The organism is Enhydrobacter sp., assembly GCA_025808875.1.
GTDB lineage: Bacteria > Pseudomonadota > Alphaproteobacteria > Reyranellales > Reyranellaceae > Reyranella.
In genome coordinates this window covers 4232875-4247899 of sequence record CP075528.1, presented here as the reverse complement: position 1 = coordinate 4247899, position 15025 = coordinate 4232875, and the positions used below count along the sequence as shown (strand labels likewise).

Genomic DNA, 15025 nt, shown 5'->3' with positions numbered 1-15025 from the left:
TCACGCTGCCTTGGCTTTGGCTTCGAACGACTGCGCTGCCTTCGACAGGATCTCGATGCCCTCGTCGAGTGCCGCCTTCTCGGCGATCAGCGCCGGGAAGACGCGGATGACGTTCTCGCCCGCCGGCGGCACCAGCAGCCCGAGCGACTGCAGGGCGTTGACCATGTCGCCGGCCGGCACCGAGGCGTCGCAGCGCAGGCCCTGCAGGAAGCCCATCCCCCGCTGTTCGACGAACACCTTGGGATGCTTCTTCACCAGGCCTTCGAGCTGGCCCTTGAGGTACTCGCCCTTCTTGTGCACCGCCTCGATGAAGCCCGGCTGCAGCAGAACGTCGAGCACGGCGTTGGCCACGCCGGTTGCCAGCGGATTGCCGCCATAGGTCGAGCCGTGCGTGCCCGGCACCATGCCGACCGCCGCCTTCTCGGTCGCCATGAAGGCGCCGATCGGGAAACCGCCGCCCATGCCCTTGGCGATGGCCGCGACGTCGGGCTTCACACCCGACCAGTCGTAGCCCCACATCTTGCCGGTACGGCCGAAGCCGGTGTGGATCTCGTCGTAGAACAGCAACAGGCCGAACTCGTCGCAGATCGAGCGCAGGTCCTTGAGGAATTGCGTGGTCGTCGAGCGGATGCCGCCTTCGCCCTGGATCGGCTCGACCAGGATGCCGGCGGTTTCGTCGTCGATCATGTCGCGCACGACGTTGGTGTTGTTGAGCGGCGCGTGCTTGTAGCCCGGGGCGGGCGGGCCGAAGCCCTCGAGGTACTTCTCGTTACCCGTGGCGGCGAGCGCGTTCAGCAGGCGGCCGTGGAACGCCGCCTGGAAGCAGACGATCTTGTAGCGTTTCGGCTTGCCGTTCATGAACTGGTACTTGCGTATCAGCTTGATGCCGCCCTCGATCGCCTCCGCACCCGAGTTGCAGAAGAACATCGTGTCGGCGAACGACACTTCGGTCAGCCGCTTGGCCAGCTTCTCCCCGTTGCCGATACGGAACAGGTTGGATGTATGCCAGAGCCTCTGTCCCTGCTCGGTTAACGCCTTGACCAGGGCGGGATGGCAATGGCCCAGCGCGTTCACGGCGATGCCCGAGGTGAAGTCCAGGTAACGTCGGCCATCGGTCGCGTAGAGATAGTTGCCCTCTCCGCGTTCGAACACGACGTCCTTGCGACCGTACGTCGGCATCACAGCCGTAATCACAGCCAGGTCCTCCTCCGAATGCAAAAGCCCCGCCGCCCGGCGAATCCGGGAAGGAATTCCGGGTTTTGGCGAGGGTCGAGCACTATCGGACCGGGGTCGGAAGGTGTCAACTTTTGCGGCGCCGTCCGAGCGCGCGCCTTGAGGGGTGCGGACCCCTCTGGTAGAGACCCGCCTTCCCTCAAGCCATCGAATGAACCCGCCTCCCTCCCGCAATTCCCAGCTTGCCTTTCGACGCGCCGGCTTCGCCACGGTGCCGGAAATGCTGGACTATGCTGCCCGGGGGGAGACGGGGATCACCTTCTATAGTGCGCGCGGCGATCAGCTTTCGGCGTTGCCTTGGCGGGAGGTCCGGAACCGGGCCCATGTGGTGGCGCGCAAGCTGATCGGGGCGGGATTCGCGCGTGGCGAACGGTTTCTCATCACCGCCGATACCTGGCCCGGATTTTTCGACGCCTTCTTCGGCGCGCAATACGCCGGCCTGTTGCCGGTGCCGGTCTCCATTCCGGTCGGCATCGGCGGCAAGGAAGCCTACCTCGACCAGCTCCACCGTCAGCTTGCCGCCTCCGGTGCCGTCGCCGCGGTGGGACTCGACGACCTTGCCGGCTATCTCGGCGCGGCGGCGCGGGAATTCCCCGCCGTGCGGCTGCATGGCGGCCTCGATGCGATCGAGTCCCTTCCCGAGAAGCCCGTCGACCTTCGCCCGCTCGGACCGAACGAGCTTTGCTACATCCAGTTCTCGTCGGGCAGCACGCGCCATCCGCACGGCATCCAGATCACGCAGTCGGCGCTGATGGCCAATCTCGACGGCATGACGGGGCTGGCGGGCCTCGGCATTGTGCCGGGCGATCGCGCCTCGAGCTGGCTGCCGCTCTATCACGACATGGGGTTGATCGGCTTCCTGATGGCGCCGCTCTCGACCCAGCTCTCGATCGACTACCTGACGCCGCGCGACTTCGCGCGCCGGCCGATGCAGTGGTTGAACCTGATCTCGCGCAACCGCGCGACCACGTCCTACAGCCCGAGCTTCGGCTACGACCTCGCGGTTCGTCGCGGCGCTGCCCAGGTGCCGTCCGACCTGGATCTCTCCTGCTGGAAGCACGCCGGCATCGGCGGCGACATGGTCCGGGCCGACGTGCTCGAGCGCTTCGTCGAAGCCTTCGAGCCGAAGGGCTTCGATCGCACGGCCCTCATCCCGAGCTACGGCATGGCGGAGGTGTGCCTCGCCATCACTTTCAGCCCGCACGGCGCGGGCGTGCGGACCGACACGGTCGACCGGCCGATGCTGCAGGAACAGCAGCGCGCCGTGCCCGCCGACGCCGCGCGCGATCCGGAGCGCGCGCGCCGCTTCGTGATCTGCGGCAAGGTGCTGCCGGGCCACCGCCTCGAGGTCCGCGACGCGGCGGGCAGGCCGCTGGCCGACCGCGAGGTCGGCCGCATCTTCGTCGAGGGCCCGAGCATCATGCCGGGCTACTTCGGCGAACCGGAGGCGTCGCGCGAGGTGCTGTCCGACGACGGCTGGCTCGACACCGGCGATCTCGGCTATCTGCTGAACGGCGAGATCGTCGTCACCGGCCGTGCCAAGGATCTCATCATCGTCAACGGCCGCAATGTCTGGCCGCAGGACATCGAATGGGCGATCGAGGCGCACAAGGTCGTGAAGCCCGGCGATTCCGCTGCCTTCTCGATCGACACCGCCGGCGGCGAGCGGGTCGTCGTGGCAGTGTTGGCGCGCGTGGCGGACGATGAGGGCAGGGCCGCGCTGAGGCGCGACGTCGCCGGCGCGGTGCGCGAGGCGGTCGCGGTCGATTGCGACGTCGTCCTGGTCCCGCCGACCATGGGCCTTCCCATGACCTCGTCGGGCAAGCTCAGCCGCTCGCGCACCAAGGCCAACTACCTCGCCGGCCTCTACGCGCCCAAGACCCAAGCGGCCTGACGCCGGTCGATGACCCGCCTGGTCGCAGTCACCGGCGCGTCGGGCTTCGTGGGGCCGCATCTGGTGCGCGCACTCGCCGCTCGCGGCTGGCGGCTGCGGCTGCTGATTCGGCGCTGGTCGCCGCTGCCCTCGCTCGCCGGCGTCGATGCCGAGATCGTGTTCGGTGACCTCGACAGCGACGCCGCCCTGCGCGCCCTGACAAACGGCGTCGATGCGGTTGTCCACGCCGCCGGTCTCATCAAGGCCCGCCGTGCCGCGGATTTCGATCGGGTCAATCGCGACGGAACGGCACGTCTGTTGGCGGCGGCCGGGTCCACGCGCGTCCTGCTGCTGTCCTCCCTGGCGGCGCGCGAACCGCAGCTCTCACCTTATGCCGCGAGCAAAAAGGCTGCCGAGGAGGCTGTTGCCCGGCACTCGGGACCGTGGCTGGCGGTGCGCGCCCCGGCGGTCTACGGGCCGGGTGACCGCGAGACGCTGGCCTACTTCAAGGCGGTTGCGTGCGGCCTGGCACCGGAGCCCCGGGTCGCAGGTGCACGACTCTCGCTCATCCATGTCGTCGACCTCGCGCACGCTCTGGCCCTGTGCCTCGAGCACGACATCCCTTCGTCGACTTACGAGATCGACGACGGGCATGATGGCGGTTACGGCTACGGCGACATGGCTGGCGCGGCGGCGGCGGCCCTGGATCGCAAATGCAGTCCCATCACCGTCCCCCGAGGCGTGATGGCCGGAATTGCCGGGTTCAACCATCTGCGGCAGGCGCTCGGCGGTCGGGCCGAAATCCTGACGGCGGGGAAGGTTCGGGAGATGTTTCATCCGGATTGGGTCAGTCACGACCGTCGGCTCGCCGTCGCGACAGGATTTACAGCCCGTTACGATCTAATCGGCGGTTTTGCCGACACCGTAGGCTGGTATCGTCGGCACGGATGGCTGTCCGGCCTGTGAAACACTGCGTAACAAATTGTTATTTCACAAGGAATCTCGGTTTCTGTCACAACCTGCCCATGCCTGACGCCGGTTCCGGGGAGCTCATTTTGCGTACTGCCCAAAAGATGATCGTCGAAAACGACGACGCTGCCGTCGCGCTTGCCATCAGGGGAGACAACCCCCGGCCGCTCGTGATGTCCGAGATTTGCCGGCACCTGGCCCCCTTCCAGCCTAACGGGGCGTCCCGGATCTCGGGCGATACCGTCATCACCAAGGACCTGGCCATCGATTCGCTGGCGGTCATGGACATGGTCATGGAGCTGGAGGACCGGTTCGACGTCTCCATTCCCATGAACGTCGTGGCGGAAATCCACACGGTCGACGAACTGGCCGACACCATCGTGACGCTCAGCGCCCGGCGCTGATTTCCGCATGGGTCTGTTCGACCGCCATGCCGGTCTGCTGGACGCCTATCGCGATGTCCGCACGACGGGTGCAGATCCGTTCCAGATTCGCATGGAGCGGGTCCTGTCGCCGACCGAGGCGATCATCAACGGCCGCAAGACGCTCCTGGTCGGTACCAACAACTATTTCGGCCTGACCTTCGATCCGTCGTGCATGGAGGCGGCGATCGAGGCGATCCGGGCCGAGGGCACGGGCACGACCGGCTCGCGCATCGCCAACGGCAGCTACAGCGAGCACGTGGCGCTGGAACACGAGATCGCCGAGTTCTACGGCAAAAAGTATTGCATGGTCTTCACGACCGGCTATCAGGCCAATCTCGGGGTGATCTCGACCCTGGTCGGGCCGGACGACTTCCTGCTGATCGACGCCGACAGCCATGCCTCGATCTACGACGCCTGCAAGCAGACCCAGGCCGAGGTCGTACGCTTCAAGCACAACGATCCGTCGAGCCTCGACGCGCGATTGCGCCGGCTGGGCGACAAACCGGGCAACCGCCTGGTCGTGCTCGAGGGCATCTACTCGATGCTGGGCGACAGCGCGCCGCTCAAGGAATTCGTCGAGGTCTGCAAGAAGTACGGCGCCTACATCCTGATCGACGAGGCTCACTCGCTGGGCGCCCTGGGCGAGAACGGGCGCGGTCTGTGCGAGAAGGCCGGCGTGCTCGACGACTGCCACTTCATCGTCGGCACCTTCTCCAAGACACTGGGCGCGATCGGCGGCTACTGCGTGTCGAACGATCCCGATTTCGACATCCTGCGCGTGACGACGCGCGCCTACATGTTCACCGCCTCGCTGCCGCCCTCGATCGTCGCCTCGGTTCGCCAGGCGCTCAAGGTGGTGAAGGCACGGCCCGATCTGCGCAAGCAGCTCTGGGACAACGTCGCTACCCTCTATGACGGGCTCGCCGCACGGGGCTTCAAGCTCGGCCCCGAGCACGGGCCGGTCGTGGGTGTGCACCTGCCCGACCGCATGACGGCGATCGGCTTCTGGCGCGCGCTGCTCGATGCCGGCATCTACGTGAACGTCGCCGTGCCGCCGGCGACACCCAACGGCGTGTCGCTGCTGCGCTGTTCGCTCTGCGCCGTGCACACGCGCGAGCAGCTCGAGCACATGATCGAGGTCATGACCGGTATCGGCCGCCAGATGGGCGTGCTGACGCCGCGGCTGCGCGTGGTCGGGGGCGAGCGCTAGGATCGGTTCGATGTTCACCTTGGCGCACCTGTCCGATCCGCATCTGCCGATGCCGTCGGCGCGCCCGGCCGAACTCCTCAACAAACGCTTCACGGGCTACGTGAATTGGTGGCGCCGGCGCGCCCGCCTGCACGTTCCCGAGGCGCTGGCCGGTGTCGTCGCCGACATCAAGGCGCAGCAGCCCGACCACATCGCCCTGACCGGTGACCTGGTGAACATCTCGCTGCCCCAGGAATTTCGGCGGGCCGCCGACTGGCTGGCCGGTTTCGACGATCCGGACCGCATCACCATCGTGCCGGGCAACCACGATGTCTACGTGCCCACCGCGTGGGCCGACACGCTCGGCCTGTGGGGCGCCTACATGGCGAGCGACGATGCACCGCCGGCCGCCGATCTCGGCGTGTTCCCGACCCTGCGGCGCCGTGGCGAGATCGCCCTGGTCGGGCTGTCGACCGGCGTTCCCAAGCCGCCGCTGCTCGCCACCGGGACCCTCGGCGAGGCGCAGATCGCGCGCGCCGAGCGGCTGCTGTCCGATCTCGGCCGCAGCGGCATCTGCCGGGTCGTGCTGATCCATCATCCGCCGCTTGCCGGCGAATCGCGGCACAAGCACCTGACCGACGGCGAGGCGTTCCGGGCCATGGTCCGCCGGGTCGGCTGCGAACTCGTGCTGCATGGCCACAACCACCGCAGCGAAGTAGCGCGCATCGAGGGGCCGGCGGGCGCCATTCCCGTGCTGGGCGTTACATCGGCGTCGGCGGCGCCGGACAGCCGCTACGGTCGTGCGCGCTACCACCTGATAGGTATCGAGCGTGCAGAGGGCGGCTGGGCGTTCACGGTTTCGATCCGCGCGCTCAATGCCGCCTGCGACGGCTGCGAGCCCGACGGCGAACTGGTGTTCCACAGCGGCGGCCGGAGCGGCGTGGTAAACTGACCGTCTTCATGGCTTCTTCCGACATCGCGGTCACCCCGGTCGACGGCAAGTCCGACCTCAAGGCCTTCATCGACCTGCCCAAGCGGCTCTATGGCGGCCACAAGGGCTACACCGCGCATCTCGACGTCGAGCGGCAGGAAGCCTTCTCGCCCAAGAAAAACCCGCTCTTCAAGCACGTCGAGGTACAGTTCTTCCTCGCGCGCCGCGCCGGCCGTGTGGTCGGCCGCATCTCCGCGCAGGTCGATCGCGCCTATCTCGAGCGCTATGCCGACGACACCGGGCATTTCGGTTGCGTCGCCGCCGAGGACGATCCCGAGATCTTCGCCGCCCTGTTCGAAGCGGCGGAGAAATGGCTGAGGTACAAGGGGATGAAGCGGGTCACCGGGCCCTTCAACCTCTCCGTCAACGAAGAGGTCGGGTTGATGGTGTGGGGCTTCGACAGCCGTCCGATGCTGCTCGTGCCCTACGACCCGCCCTATGCCGGGCCGCGGGTCGAGGCCTGCGGCTACGCCAAGATCAAGGATGTCTTCGCCTACGACTACGACGTCCAGAACGCTCCCGAGACGATCGGCGCCAAGCTGATGGCGCGCGCCGGCATGGCCGGGAGGGTCAAGGTGCGCACCGCCAACATGAAGGTGTTCGACGCCGAGGTGCGCACCATCGTCAACGTCTTCAACGACGCCTGGAGCGACAATTGGGGGTTCGTGCCCTTCACCCAGGCCGAGATCGACCATGCCGCCAAGGCCTTCGGGCCGGTCATTGTGCCGGATCTGGCGGTGATCGTGGAGGTCGACGACGAGGCGGTCGCCTTCATCGTGGCGCTCACCAACATCAACGAGGCGATCGAGGATTTCAACGGCCGGCTGGGACCGCTCAGCCTGCTGAAGCTGGTGTGGCGGCTCAAGATCGCAGGCGTCGGCAGCACGCGGGTGCCGCTGATGGGCGTGAAGAAGAAGTTCCGCAACCATCCGCTCATGGGAGCGGGGCTGGCCATGATGGCCATCGACCAGCTCCGGCAGAACGGCAAGCGGCTCGGCAAGAAGACCGCGGAACTGGGCTGGATCCTCGAGGACAACAAGGCCACCAACAACATCATCCGCTCGGTCGGCGGGGTCCACTACAAGACCCATCGCATCTATCAGAAGGCGTTGGTGTGACGCCGCCACCCTCCGGCACCACCCGTCATCCCTCGGCCTTCGCGCCGCTCGCCAATCGCGCTTTCCTCGGTCTCTGGATCGCCAACCTGCTGTCGAATGTCGGCGGCTGGATGCAGTCGACGGGAGCGGCCTGGGAGATGACCAGCCTGACCTCCGAGCCGATCTTCGTCGCCTTGCTGGCGGCCGCGGGAACGCTGCCGATGTTCCTGTTCTGCTTTCCCGCCGGCATCCTGGCCGACCGCTTCGACCGCCGCCGCTACATCATCGGCTGCCAGTTCTGGATGATGGCCGTGGCCGCCACCCTCGCGGCCTTCGCCTTTTTCGGCTGGCTCGACCATTGGAGCCTGCTGGCGCTCGCCTTCTGCATGGGCATAGGCAACGCCATGAACGCGCCGGCCTGGCACGCCGTGGTTCCGGAGATCGTGTCCGGCGCCCATTTGCGCCCGGCCATCGCCCTGAACTCGGCCGGCTTCAATCTCGCCCGGACGGTCGGACCGGTGATCGGCCAGATCGTGCTCGGCCTCGTGGGCGTTTTCCTGCTCTTTGCCATCAACGCCTTGACCTATGTCGGCGTCATCCTGGCGATGCGCCGCTGGCGGCGGCCGCCCGAGGCCAGAGCGGCGCAGCGCCGCGAAGGCTTCGTCGAGGCCGCGCGCAGCGGCATCGGCTTCGTGCGCCAATCGGCCGAACTCAAGGCGGTGTTCGCCCGTGGTCTCTGCTTCTTCGTCCCCGGCATCTCGCTCGGCACCCTGCTGCCGGTGATCGGCCGCTTCGAGCTCGGCCTCGATGAGCTGTCGTTCGGCATTCTCTACGCTGCGTTCGGTGCCGGCGCCGTCGGCGGCGCCATCGCCATGTCGCCGGTGAACCGGCTATTGGGGCCGGATCGCGCCAACATCTGGGCGATGGGCATCAGCGCCGCCGGTCTGCTCGTCGCGGCGCTCGTCATGACACCGGTTGTCGTCGGTGGCGTCGTGATCATCGAGGGCGCCTGCTGGATCACCGTCATTGCCAACAATGGCGCGGCTGTCCAGATGGCGCTACCCAACTTCATGCGGGCTCGTGGCATGGCGGTACACCAGATGGTGTTTTTCGGTGCCATGGTGGTGGGATCGCTCCTGTGGGGAAAGATCGCCAACTTCTGGAGCGTGCAGGCGGCGTTGATCGCCTCGTCGGTCGCGCTCGTGCCGCTCACCATCCTCGCCGCCTCGATCCGGCTGCCCGGCGCGACGACGCCACGCGCATGAGCGCGCCGTGTGTTCCACGCAACACAAGTCCCCCGGAAATTTTGCCGACAGCGCAGAATCTTCTTGTATCGGGGCGCATTAGTTGTAGATACCGATTCAAGACGCCCACGCACGTGCCGCTGGCCCATAGTGGTTACGCAACGACGGAAAGCGTCCTTTTTGGCAGTGCCGGCGCGAAGCCGGGTCCGGGAAGGAGCTTCTGACATGGTTGCTTGCCGCGCGGGGCGTGTTCCCCGCTATCGTGTCGTTTGCCCGGTGCGTTTGGACCGGGCCGCTTCGTTCGACTGTCCGCCCGAGCGGACCTTGTCTCCGTCGAGTATCGGCTGACGCACGCTGCCGCCCTGGTTCCAACCAGCCGGCACCGTCGTCACGTTACTCACTCTTTCGAACAATCAGCGTAAGACGGGGATCCCCCCAGCGATGACCGAGCGTATTTTCCGTTATCTCCGAGAGCAGCAGCTCGAGACGCCATGCCTGGTGATCGACCTGGACGTGGTCGAGCACAACTACCGGCGCATGCGCGAACTCCTGCCTGCGGCCCACATCTTCTACGCCGTCAAGGCCAATCCGGCCGCCCAGATCCTGTCGCGGCTGTCGGGCCTCGGCTCGAAGTTCGACACCGCGAGCCGCGGCGAGATCGAGCTCGTCCAGGCGACGGGCGTGTCGATGGACCGCATCTCCTTCGGCAACACCATCAAGAAGGAAAAGGACATCGCCTGGGCCTATCAGCAGGGCGTACGCCTGTTCGCCTTCGACAGCGAGGCGGAGCTGCAGAAGCTCGCCCGTGTCGCGCCGGGCAGCCGTGTGTTCTGCCGTGTGCTGGTCGATTGCGGCGGCGCCGAGTGGCCGCTCAGCAAGAAGTTCGGCTGCGCGCCGGAGATGGCGAAGGACCTGCTGCGCAAGGCCAAGGATTGGGGCCTCGACGCCTACGGCATCTCCTTCCATGTCGGCAGCCAGCAGACCGACCTCGAGCAGTGGGACAAGGCGCTGGGCCAGGTCTCGCAGATGTTCTTCGCGCTCGCCGAGGAAGGCGTCGACCTGCGCATGGTCAATCTGGGCGGCGGCTTCCCGGCTCGCTATCGCGCCGAGGTCTCGAGCATCGAGGCCTACTGCGAGGCGGTGGGACGTGCGCTGGTCCGTCATTTCGGCAACCGCATGCCCGAGGTCATCATCGAGCCGGGTCGCTCCATGGTGGGCGACGCGGGCGTGATCCAGTCCGAGGTCGTGCTGGTCAGCCGCAAGGCAGCCAACGACCGCAAGCGCTGGGTCTACCTCGACATCGGCAAGTTCTCGGGCCTCGCCGAGACCATGGACGAGAGCATCAAGTACCGGCTGCGCACGGCACGCGACGGCACGCGCGTCGGCCCGGTGGTGCTGGCCGGCCCGACCTGCGACTCTGCCGACATCCTTTACGAGAAGACCGAGTATAAGCTGCCGCTGTCGCTCAAGCCCGGCGACAAGGTCGAGATCCTGTCGACCGGCGCCTATACGACGACCTACTCGTCGGTCGCCTTCAACGGCTTCGCGCCGCTCAAGGCGGTCTGTATCTGAGTCGCGTTGCCTGGGCATATGGAACGACGGGGCCTTGAGAAAGGCCCCGTCGCCATTTATCGACCTTTCATCAACGAAGAACAGGGGCGCTGGAATGGCGAAGAGAGCTCTGCGCAACAGGAAGTACCTCAAGTTCGAGGGCCGCATGCTGATGATCGGCTTCGGCTCGATCGGCCATGGTGTGTTGCCCCTGATCCTGCGCCATATCGGCATCAAGCCCAGCCAGATCACCGTCATTGCCGAGGATGATCGTGGCGGTCTGCCAGAGATCAAGCGCTACGGTGTCGAGTTCATCAAGAAGCGTCTGACACGCGGCAACTACCGCGAGATGCTTGCGCGGCGGCTCCGCAAGGGCGATTTCCTGGTCAACCTCTCGGTCGAGGTGGCTTCGACGTCGCTGGTCGAGCTCTGCCAGGAGCACGGCGCCTTCTACATCGACACCTGCATCGAGCCGTGGCCGGGCGGCTACACCGATCCAAACCTGTCCGTGTCGCTGCGCTCCAACTACGCGCTGCGCGAGGCGATGCTGAAGCTCGTGCCCAGATATCGCGGCGGGCCGACGGCCGTGATCGCCCACGGCGCCAATCCCGGCCTGGTCTCTCACTTCGTCAAGCAGGCGTTGGTCAATGTCGCCAGGGACACCGGCGTCAAGACGGCGGTGCCGACCACGCGCGAGGGTTGGGCGCGACTGGCACAGCGGCTCGGCATCAAGGTCGTGCACATCGCCGAGCGCGACACCCAGGTCTCAGACGAGCCCAAGCGGGTCGGCGAGTTCGTCAACACCTGGTCGATCGACGGCTTCGTCTCGGAAGGCTGCCAGCCGGCCGAGATGGGCTGGGGCACGCACGAGAAGGCGCTGCCGCACGATGGTGCGCGCCACAGATTCGGCTGCGGGGCGGCGATCTATCTGAACCGGCCGGGCCTGCTTACGCGCGTGCGCACCTGGACGCCGCTCGAGGGACCGTTCCATGGATTCATCGTCACCCACAACGAATCGATCTCGATCGCAGACTACTTCACCCTGCGCGAAGGCTCGAAGGTGACCTATCGACCGACGGTGCACTACGCCTATCATCCATGCGACCAGGCGATCATGTCGATGCACGAGATCGCCGGAAAGAACCTCGTCCAGCAGAAACGCCAGCGCTTGATCGTCGATGAGATCAGCTCGGGGCGCGACGAGCTCGGCGTATTGCTGATGGGGCACAAGAAGGGCGCCTACTGGTACGGCAGCCAGCTCGATATCCACGAGACCCGCCGGCTGACGCCTTACAACAACGCGACATCGATCCAGGTCTGCGCACCGGTCCTGTCGGGCATCGTATGGGCTCTGGAAAATCCGGACCGCGGCATCGTCGAAGCCGACGAAATCGACTTCAGGCGCAACCTCGAGATCTGCATGCCCTATCTCGGGCCGGTCGTCGGCAAGTACAGCGACTGGACACCCTTGCGCGACCGCGGCGTGCTGTTTCCCGAAGACATCGACGCCGACGATCCGTGGCAGTTCCGAAACTTCCGTGTGACGTGATGGGTGGCCGGAGATCCGGGTGAAGCTGCCTGTCCGGCAAGGAGTGTGGGCGCTGGCGCGCTGGCTCGGCCGTTGGGTGCTGGGGGTCGCCAATGCCCTGCGCGGACGGGCGCCGCGATTCTGGCGCGTCTCTCCACCATTGATCTCGCGCCAGGTGATCTATGATCGAAGGAACGGCCGCTTCTTCTCGCTGAAAGCGCGGGACTCGGTTGATCTCAACCTCATCGGCCTGATCTTCGACAGGAACGAGTACGGGCTCGAATCGCTCGCGCGGTACGACGAGATCGAGGCGCGTTACCGCGCCATGATCGCGCAGAACGTGATGCCCCTCATCCTCGACTGCGGGGCCCATTGCGGGATCGCCACCAGGTACTTCGCCGAAACCTATCCGCAGGCGCGCATCGTGGCCATCGAGCCGGACGAGGACAACGTCGCGCTGGCGCGCCGTGTCAACGACGAGGACAGGATCACCATCCTGCATGCGGCGGTCGGCAATGCCGACGGAACGGGACGCCTGGAGCGACAGCATCGGAGTTTCGCCCATCGCGTAAGCGCCGCGGCCGGAGGCGAGCTCAGGATCTGGTCGATCAACACGCTGCTCGACGATGAGCGCCGCAGGGGTGCCCGGCCGTTCATCGTGAAAATCGTCATCGAGGGCTCCCAGGACAATTTGTTCGCCGCCAACACCGAGTGGATCGACGCCTTTCCACTTCTGATCGTCGAACTGCACGACGGGATGCTGCCCCGAACCGCCAATGCCCGGAATTTCCTGCGCGAAATGGGCAAGCGCGACCGCGATTTCCTCCATCGCGGCAAGAACGTCTTCAGCTTGTCGAATACCCTGTAGCCGACGATGCGTCGGCTTCGCCGCGCAACAGCGCCGCGTGCGCCCGCGCGGCCTCAGTGATGTGGTCGAGAACCGCCCGTACGCGCGGCACGTGGGCAAGCTCGGCATGTGAGACCAGCCACAAGCCGAGGCTGGGGGGAACCGGTTCGACATCGAGTCGCACGAGACCGTGTCCCTCGGGCGCACCGATACAGGCCAACAGTGAGAAGCCGAGGCCGGCGGACACGGCATGGAGGCGGATGGTGGCATTGCCGCGGAGCACCGGTCGCGCCTTGCTGGCGTGGCGGCGTAGCCAGCCTACCGCCGCCGTGCCGTCCAGCTCGGCCGGCCAGTCGACCAGATCGTGGCCCTCACAACCGCGCGCCGGATCCGGCCTGCCGCATCGAGCGACGTAGTCCGCCGAGGCGTAGAGCGCGTGGCCGATGTCGCCAACGCGTTTGGCGACCAGGTTGCCTTGTTCGGGGCGAAAGAGACGCAGCGCCACTTCGGCCTCGCGGCGCGACAGGTTCACGGGGTCCATGCTGCCGGCGATTACCAGGTCGATACCGGGATATCTGCGCCGGAATTGTTGAAGGGTCGGGATCAGGAAGCCCGCGGCCACCCAGTCGGTGGTCGCCACGGATACGGTACCGGCGGCCTCCGTCGGCGCGCCGGCGAATGCCGCCTGAATGCCGTTGAACTCCGCTTCGACCTTGCTTGACCAATCGAGCAGCCGTTGACCCGCGTCGGTCAGGCGGTAGCCATGCGGTGTGCGCTCGAAGAGCTTGTGCCCGAGGCTCAGTTCAAGCGCCTCGATGTGGCGCCCCACGGTTGCGGTGTTGACGTGCAGAAAACGTGCGGCGGGCGACAGGCCGCCGGTTTCAGCCACCTTGAGAAAATAGCGCAGGTCGTCCCAGTCCACGCCGCCTCCGAACTTCAAGCATAGCACCTCGACTTGTGGCCATCGAGACGACTCGTCGCAGGCTCGCGCAACAGACGAAACGTCACGACGCAGCGGCGACACGAAGCGTTTACCTGCGCCGTCTAGAACGCGCCGCGCCTTGCAGTTCTGCAAAGCCGGTTCGCGAAGCTTCCGGGTTCCGGGCAAGGCTGCGGCGGATCAGTTTCCGTCCCGTTCGACAACCAATGGAGGTTCAGATGAATCACGGCTTCACCTACGCCAGGGCGTTGACGGCGTCACAGAAGGTCAACTGGCGCATCGAGGACATCATCGGCGGCGATCTGAGGCTCGACTTCTCGATGCCGTTCATGCCGGAGTCGCTGGCGCGCGTGAACGGCCTCGACTTCCTCGATGCCCGCGTCCGCCTCACGCTCAACCACATCCGCGCCAACGGATATCTCTACACGTTCGGTCTGGTCGAGGAGTTCATCCTGCCCTTCGTGCTGGACCACGCCCGCCCGATGTTGGCACAGGACGACATGCGCACTCGGGCGTTGCTGGGCTTCGCCAGCGAGGAGGCCAAGCACATCCACCTCTTCCGCACCTTCGAACGCGAATTCGAGGGCGGTTTCGGCACGCCCTGCGACATGATCGGACCCGCAGAGGACGTGGGCAAGGCGGTGCTGGCGCACCATCCGCTGTCGGTGGCCTTGTTGATCCTGCAGGTCGAGTGGATGACACAGCGCCACTATCTCGAGAGCATCCGCGACGATCAGGCGCTCGATCCGCAGTTCAAAAGCCTGCTGCGCCATCACTGGATGGAGGAGGCACAGCACGCCCAGCTCGATACGCTGATGGTCGAGGCGATTGCCGCCACCTGCACGCCGGCGGAAATCGACAAGGCGGTCGACGGCTACCTGGAGATCGGCGGCATGTTCGACGGTGCGTTCAAGCAGCAGGCGGCGTTCGACCTCGATGCCCTGCAGAGGGCCACGGGACTGCGTCTGACGTCGGCCCAGGCGAGCCTCTTCGCCGAGGTGCAGCACCAGGCGATGCGCTGGACCTACCTCGGCTCCGGTCTCAGCCATCCCAACTTCCTGGCCAGCGTCACGGCCTTGTCGCCCGCTCAGGCGGACCGGCTCGCCGAGGTCGCCAAGGCCTTTTCCTAAGAGGAATC

At 66.2% G+C, this 15025-nt stretch carries 13 protein-coding genes; 11 read left to right on the top strand and 2 right to left on the bottom strand.

From position 1 onward, the window contains the following. Positions 1-1194, bottom strand: coding sequence for an aspartate aminotransferase family protein (locus KIT25_21050; GenBank protein UYN94492.1), 1194 nt, complete (start codon positions 1192-1194; stop codon positions 1-3). Between the two features lie 190 nt (positions 1195-1384). Between KIT25_21050 and KIT25_21045 the strand changes: the two genes are divergently transcribed. The 10 genes from KIT25_21045 (at position 1385) to KIT25_21000 (ending at position 12968) form a co-directional block, all read left to right on the top strand. After that, positions 1385-3127: a fatty acyl-AMP ligase gene (locus KIT25_21045; protein UYN94491.1), complete on the top strand. Its 1743-nt coding sequence runs from the start codon at positions 1385-1387 to the stop codon at positions 3125-3127. Positions 3128-3136: 9 nt separating this feature from the next. Next, positions 3137-4072, top strand: a complete 936-nt coding sequence (locus KIT25_21040) for an NAD-dependent epimerase/dehydratase family protein (GenBank protein UYN94490.1) — start codon at positions 3137-3139, stop codon at positions 4070-4072. 176 nt (positions 4073-4248) lie between these two features. Then, entirely contained in the window at positions 4249-4479 is a 231-nt protein-coding gene (locus tag KIT25_21035; protein UYN98009.1) for an acyl carrier protein, read from the top strand. A 7-nt stretch (positions 4480-4486) separates the two neighbouring features. Further along, positions 4487-5710, top strand: a complete 1224-nt coding sequence (locus KIT25_21030; GenBank protein ID UYN94489.1) for an aminotransferase class I/II-fold pyridoxal phosphate-dependent enzyme — start codon at positions 4487-4489, stop codon at positions 5708-5710. A 10-nt stretch (positions 5711-5720) separates the two neighbouring features. Next, a complete protein-coding gene (locus KIT25_21025; protein UYN94488.1) occupies positions 5721-6641 on the top strand; it encodes a metallophosphoesterase in 921 nt (306 codons plus the stop codon). 8 nt (positions 6642-6649) lie between these two features. Continuing rightward, a complete protein-coding gene (locus tag KIT25_21020) occupies positions 6650-7798 on the top strand; it encodes a dATP pyrophosphohydrolase (protein UYN94487.1) in 1149 nt (382 codons plus the stop codon). Continuing rightward, positions 7795-9042, top strand: coding sequence for an MFS transporter (locus tag KIT25_21015; GenBank protein ID UYN94486.1), 1248 nt, complete (start codon positions 7795-7797; stop codon positions 9040-9042). Before KIT25_21020 ends, KIT25_21015 begins: the two co-directional genes overlap by 4 nt. A gap of 420 nt (positions 9043-9462) precedes the next feature. Beyond that, on the top strand, positions 9463-10593 hold the full coding sequence (locus KIT25_21010; protein ID UYN94485.1) for a type III PLP-dependent enzyme: 1131 nt from the start codon (positions 9463-9465) through the stop codon (positions 10591-10593). A 94-nt stretch (positions 10594-10687) separates the two neighbouring features. Then, positions 10688-12121, top strand: a complete 1434-nt coding sequence (locus KIT25_21005; protein UYN94484.1) for a homospermidine synthase — start codon at positions 10688-10690, stop codon at positions 12119-12121. Positions 12122-12140: 19 nt separating this feature from the next. Further along, the gene (locus KIT25_21000; GenBank protein ID UYN94483.1) at positions 12141-12968 is read left to right on the top strand and encodes an FkbM family methyltransferase; all 828 of its coding nucleotides are present in this window, start codon (positions 12141-12143) and stop codon (positions 12966-12968) included. On the opposite strand, the gene KIT25_20995 is transcribed toward KIT25_21000, so the two are convergent. Then, positions 12946-13869 (bottom strand): LysR family transcriptional regulator, encoded by a 924-nt coding sequence (locus KIT25_20995; protein UYN94482.1) that lies wholly within the window; start codon positions 13867-13869, stop codon positions 12946-12948. The genes KIT25_21000 and KIT25_20995 overlap by 23 nt on opposite strands. 236 nt (positions 13870-14105) lie before the next feature. Here KIT25_20995 and KIT25_20990 point away from each other — a divergent pair, with 236 nt between their 5' ends. After that, positions 14106-15017 (top strand): hypothetical protein, encoded by a 912-nt coding sequence (locus tag KIT25_20990; GenBank protein UYN94481.1) that lies wholly within the window; start codon positions 14106-14108, stop codon positions 15015-15017. Positions 15018-15025: the final 8 nt, after the last annotated feature.

What these genes read in the sequence shown, in the direction of transcription:
- KIT25_21045 (UYN94491.1), top strand. Translation starts at nt 1,385, where the DNA reads ATGAACCCGCCTCCCTCCCGCAATTCCCAGCTTGCCTTTCGACGCGCC.
- KIT25_21040 (UYN94490.1), top strand. Translation starts at nt 3,137, where the DNA reads ATGACCCGCCTGGTCGCAGTCACCGGCGCGTCGGGCTTCGTGGGGCCG.
- KIT25_21035 (UYN98009.1), top strand. Translation starts at nt 4,249, where the DNA reads ATGTCCGAGATTTGCCGGCACCTGGCCCCCTTCCAGCCTAACGGGGCG.
- KIT25_21030 (UYN94489.1), top strand. Translation starts at nt 4,487, where the DNA reads ATGGGTCTGTTCGACCGCCATGCCGGTCTGCTGGACGCCTATCGCGAT.
- KIT25_21025 (UYN94488.1), top strand. Translation starts at nt 5,721, where the DNA reads ATGTTCACCTTGGCGCACCTGTCCGATCCGCATCTGCCGATGCCGTCG.
- KIT25_21020 (UYN94487.1), top strand. Translation starts at nt 6,650, where the DNA reads ATGGCTTCTTCCGACATCGCGGTCACCCCGGTCGACGGCAAGTCCGAC.
- KIT25_21010 (UYN94485.1), top strand. Translation starts at nt 9,463, where the DNA reads ATGACCGAGCGTATTTTCCGTTATCTCCGAGAGCAGCAGCTCGAGACG.
- KIT25_21005 (UYN94484.1), top strand. Translation starts at nt 10,688, where the DNA reads ATGGCGAAGAGAGCTCTGCGCAACAGGAAGTACCTCAAGTTCGAGGGC.
- KIT25_20990 (UYN94481.1), top strand. Translation starts at nt 14,106, where the DNA reads ATGAATCACGGCTTCACCTACGCCAGGGCGTTGACGGCGTCACAGAAG.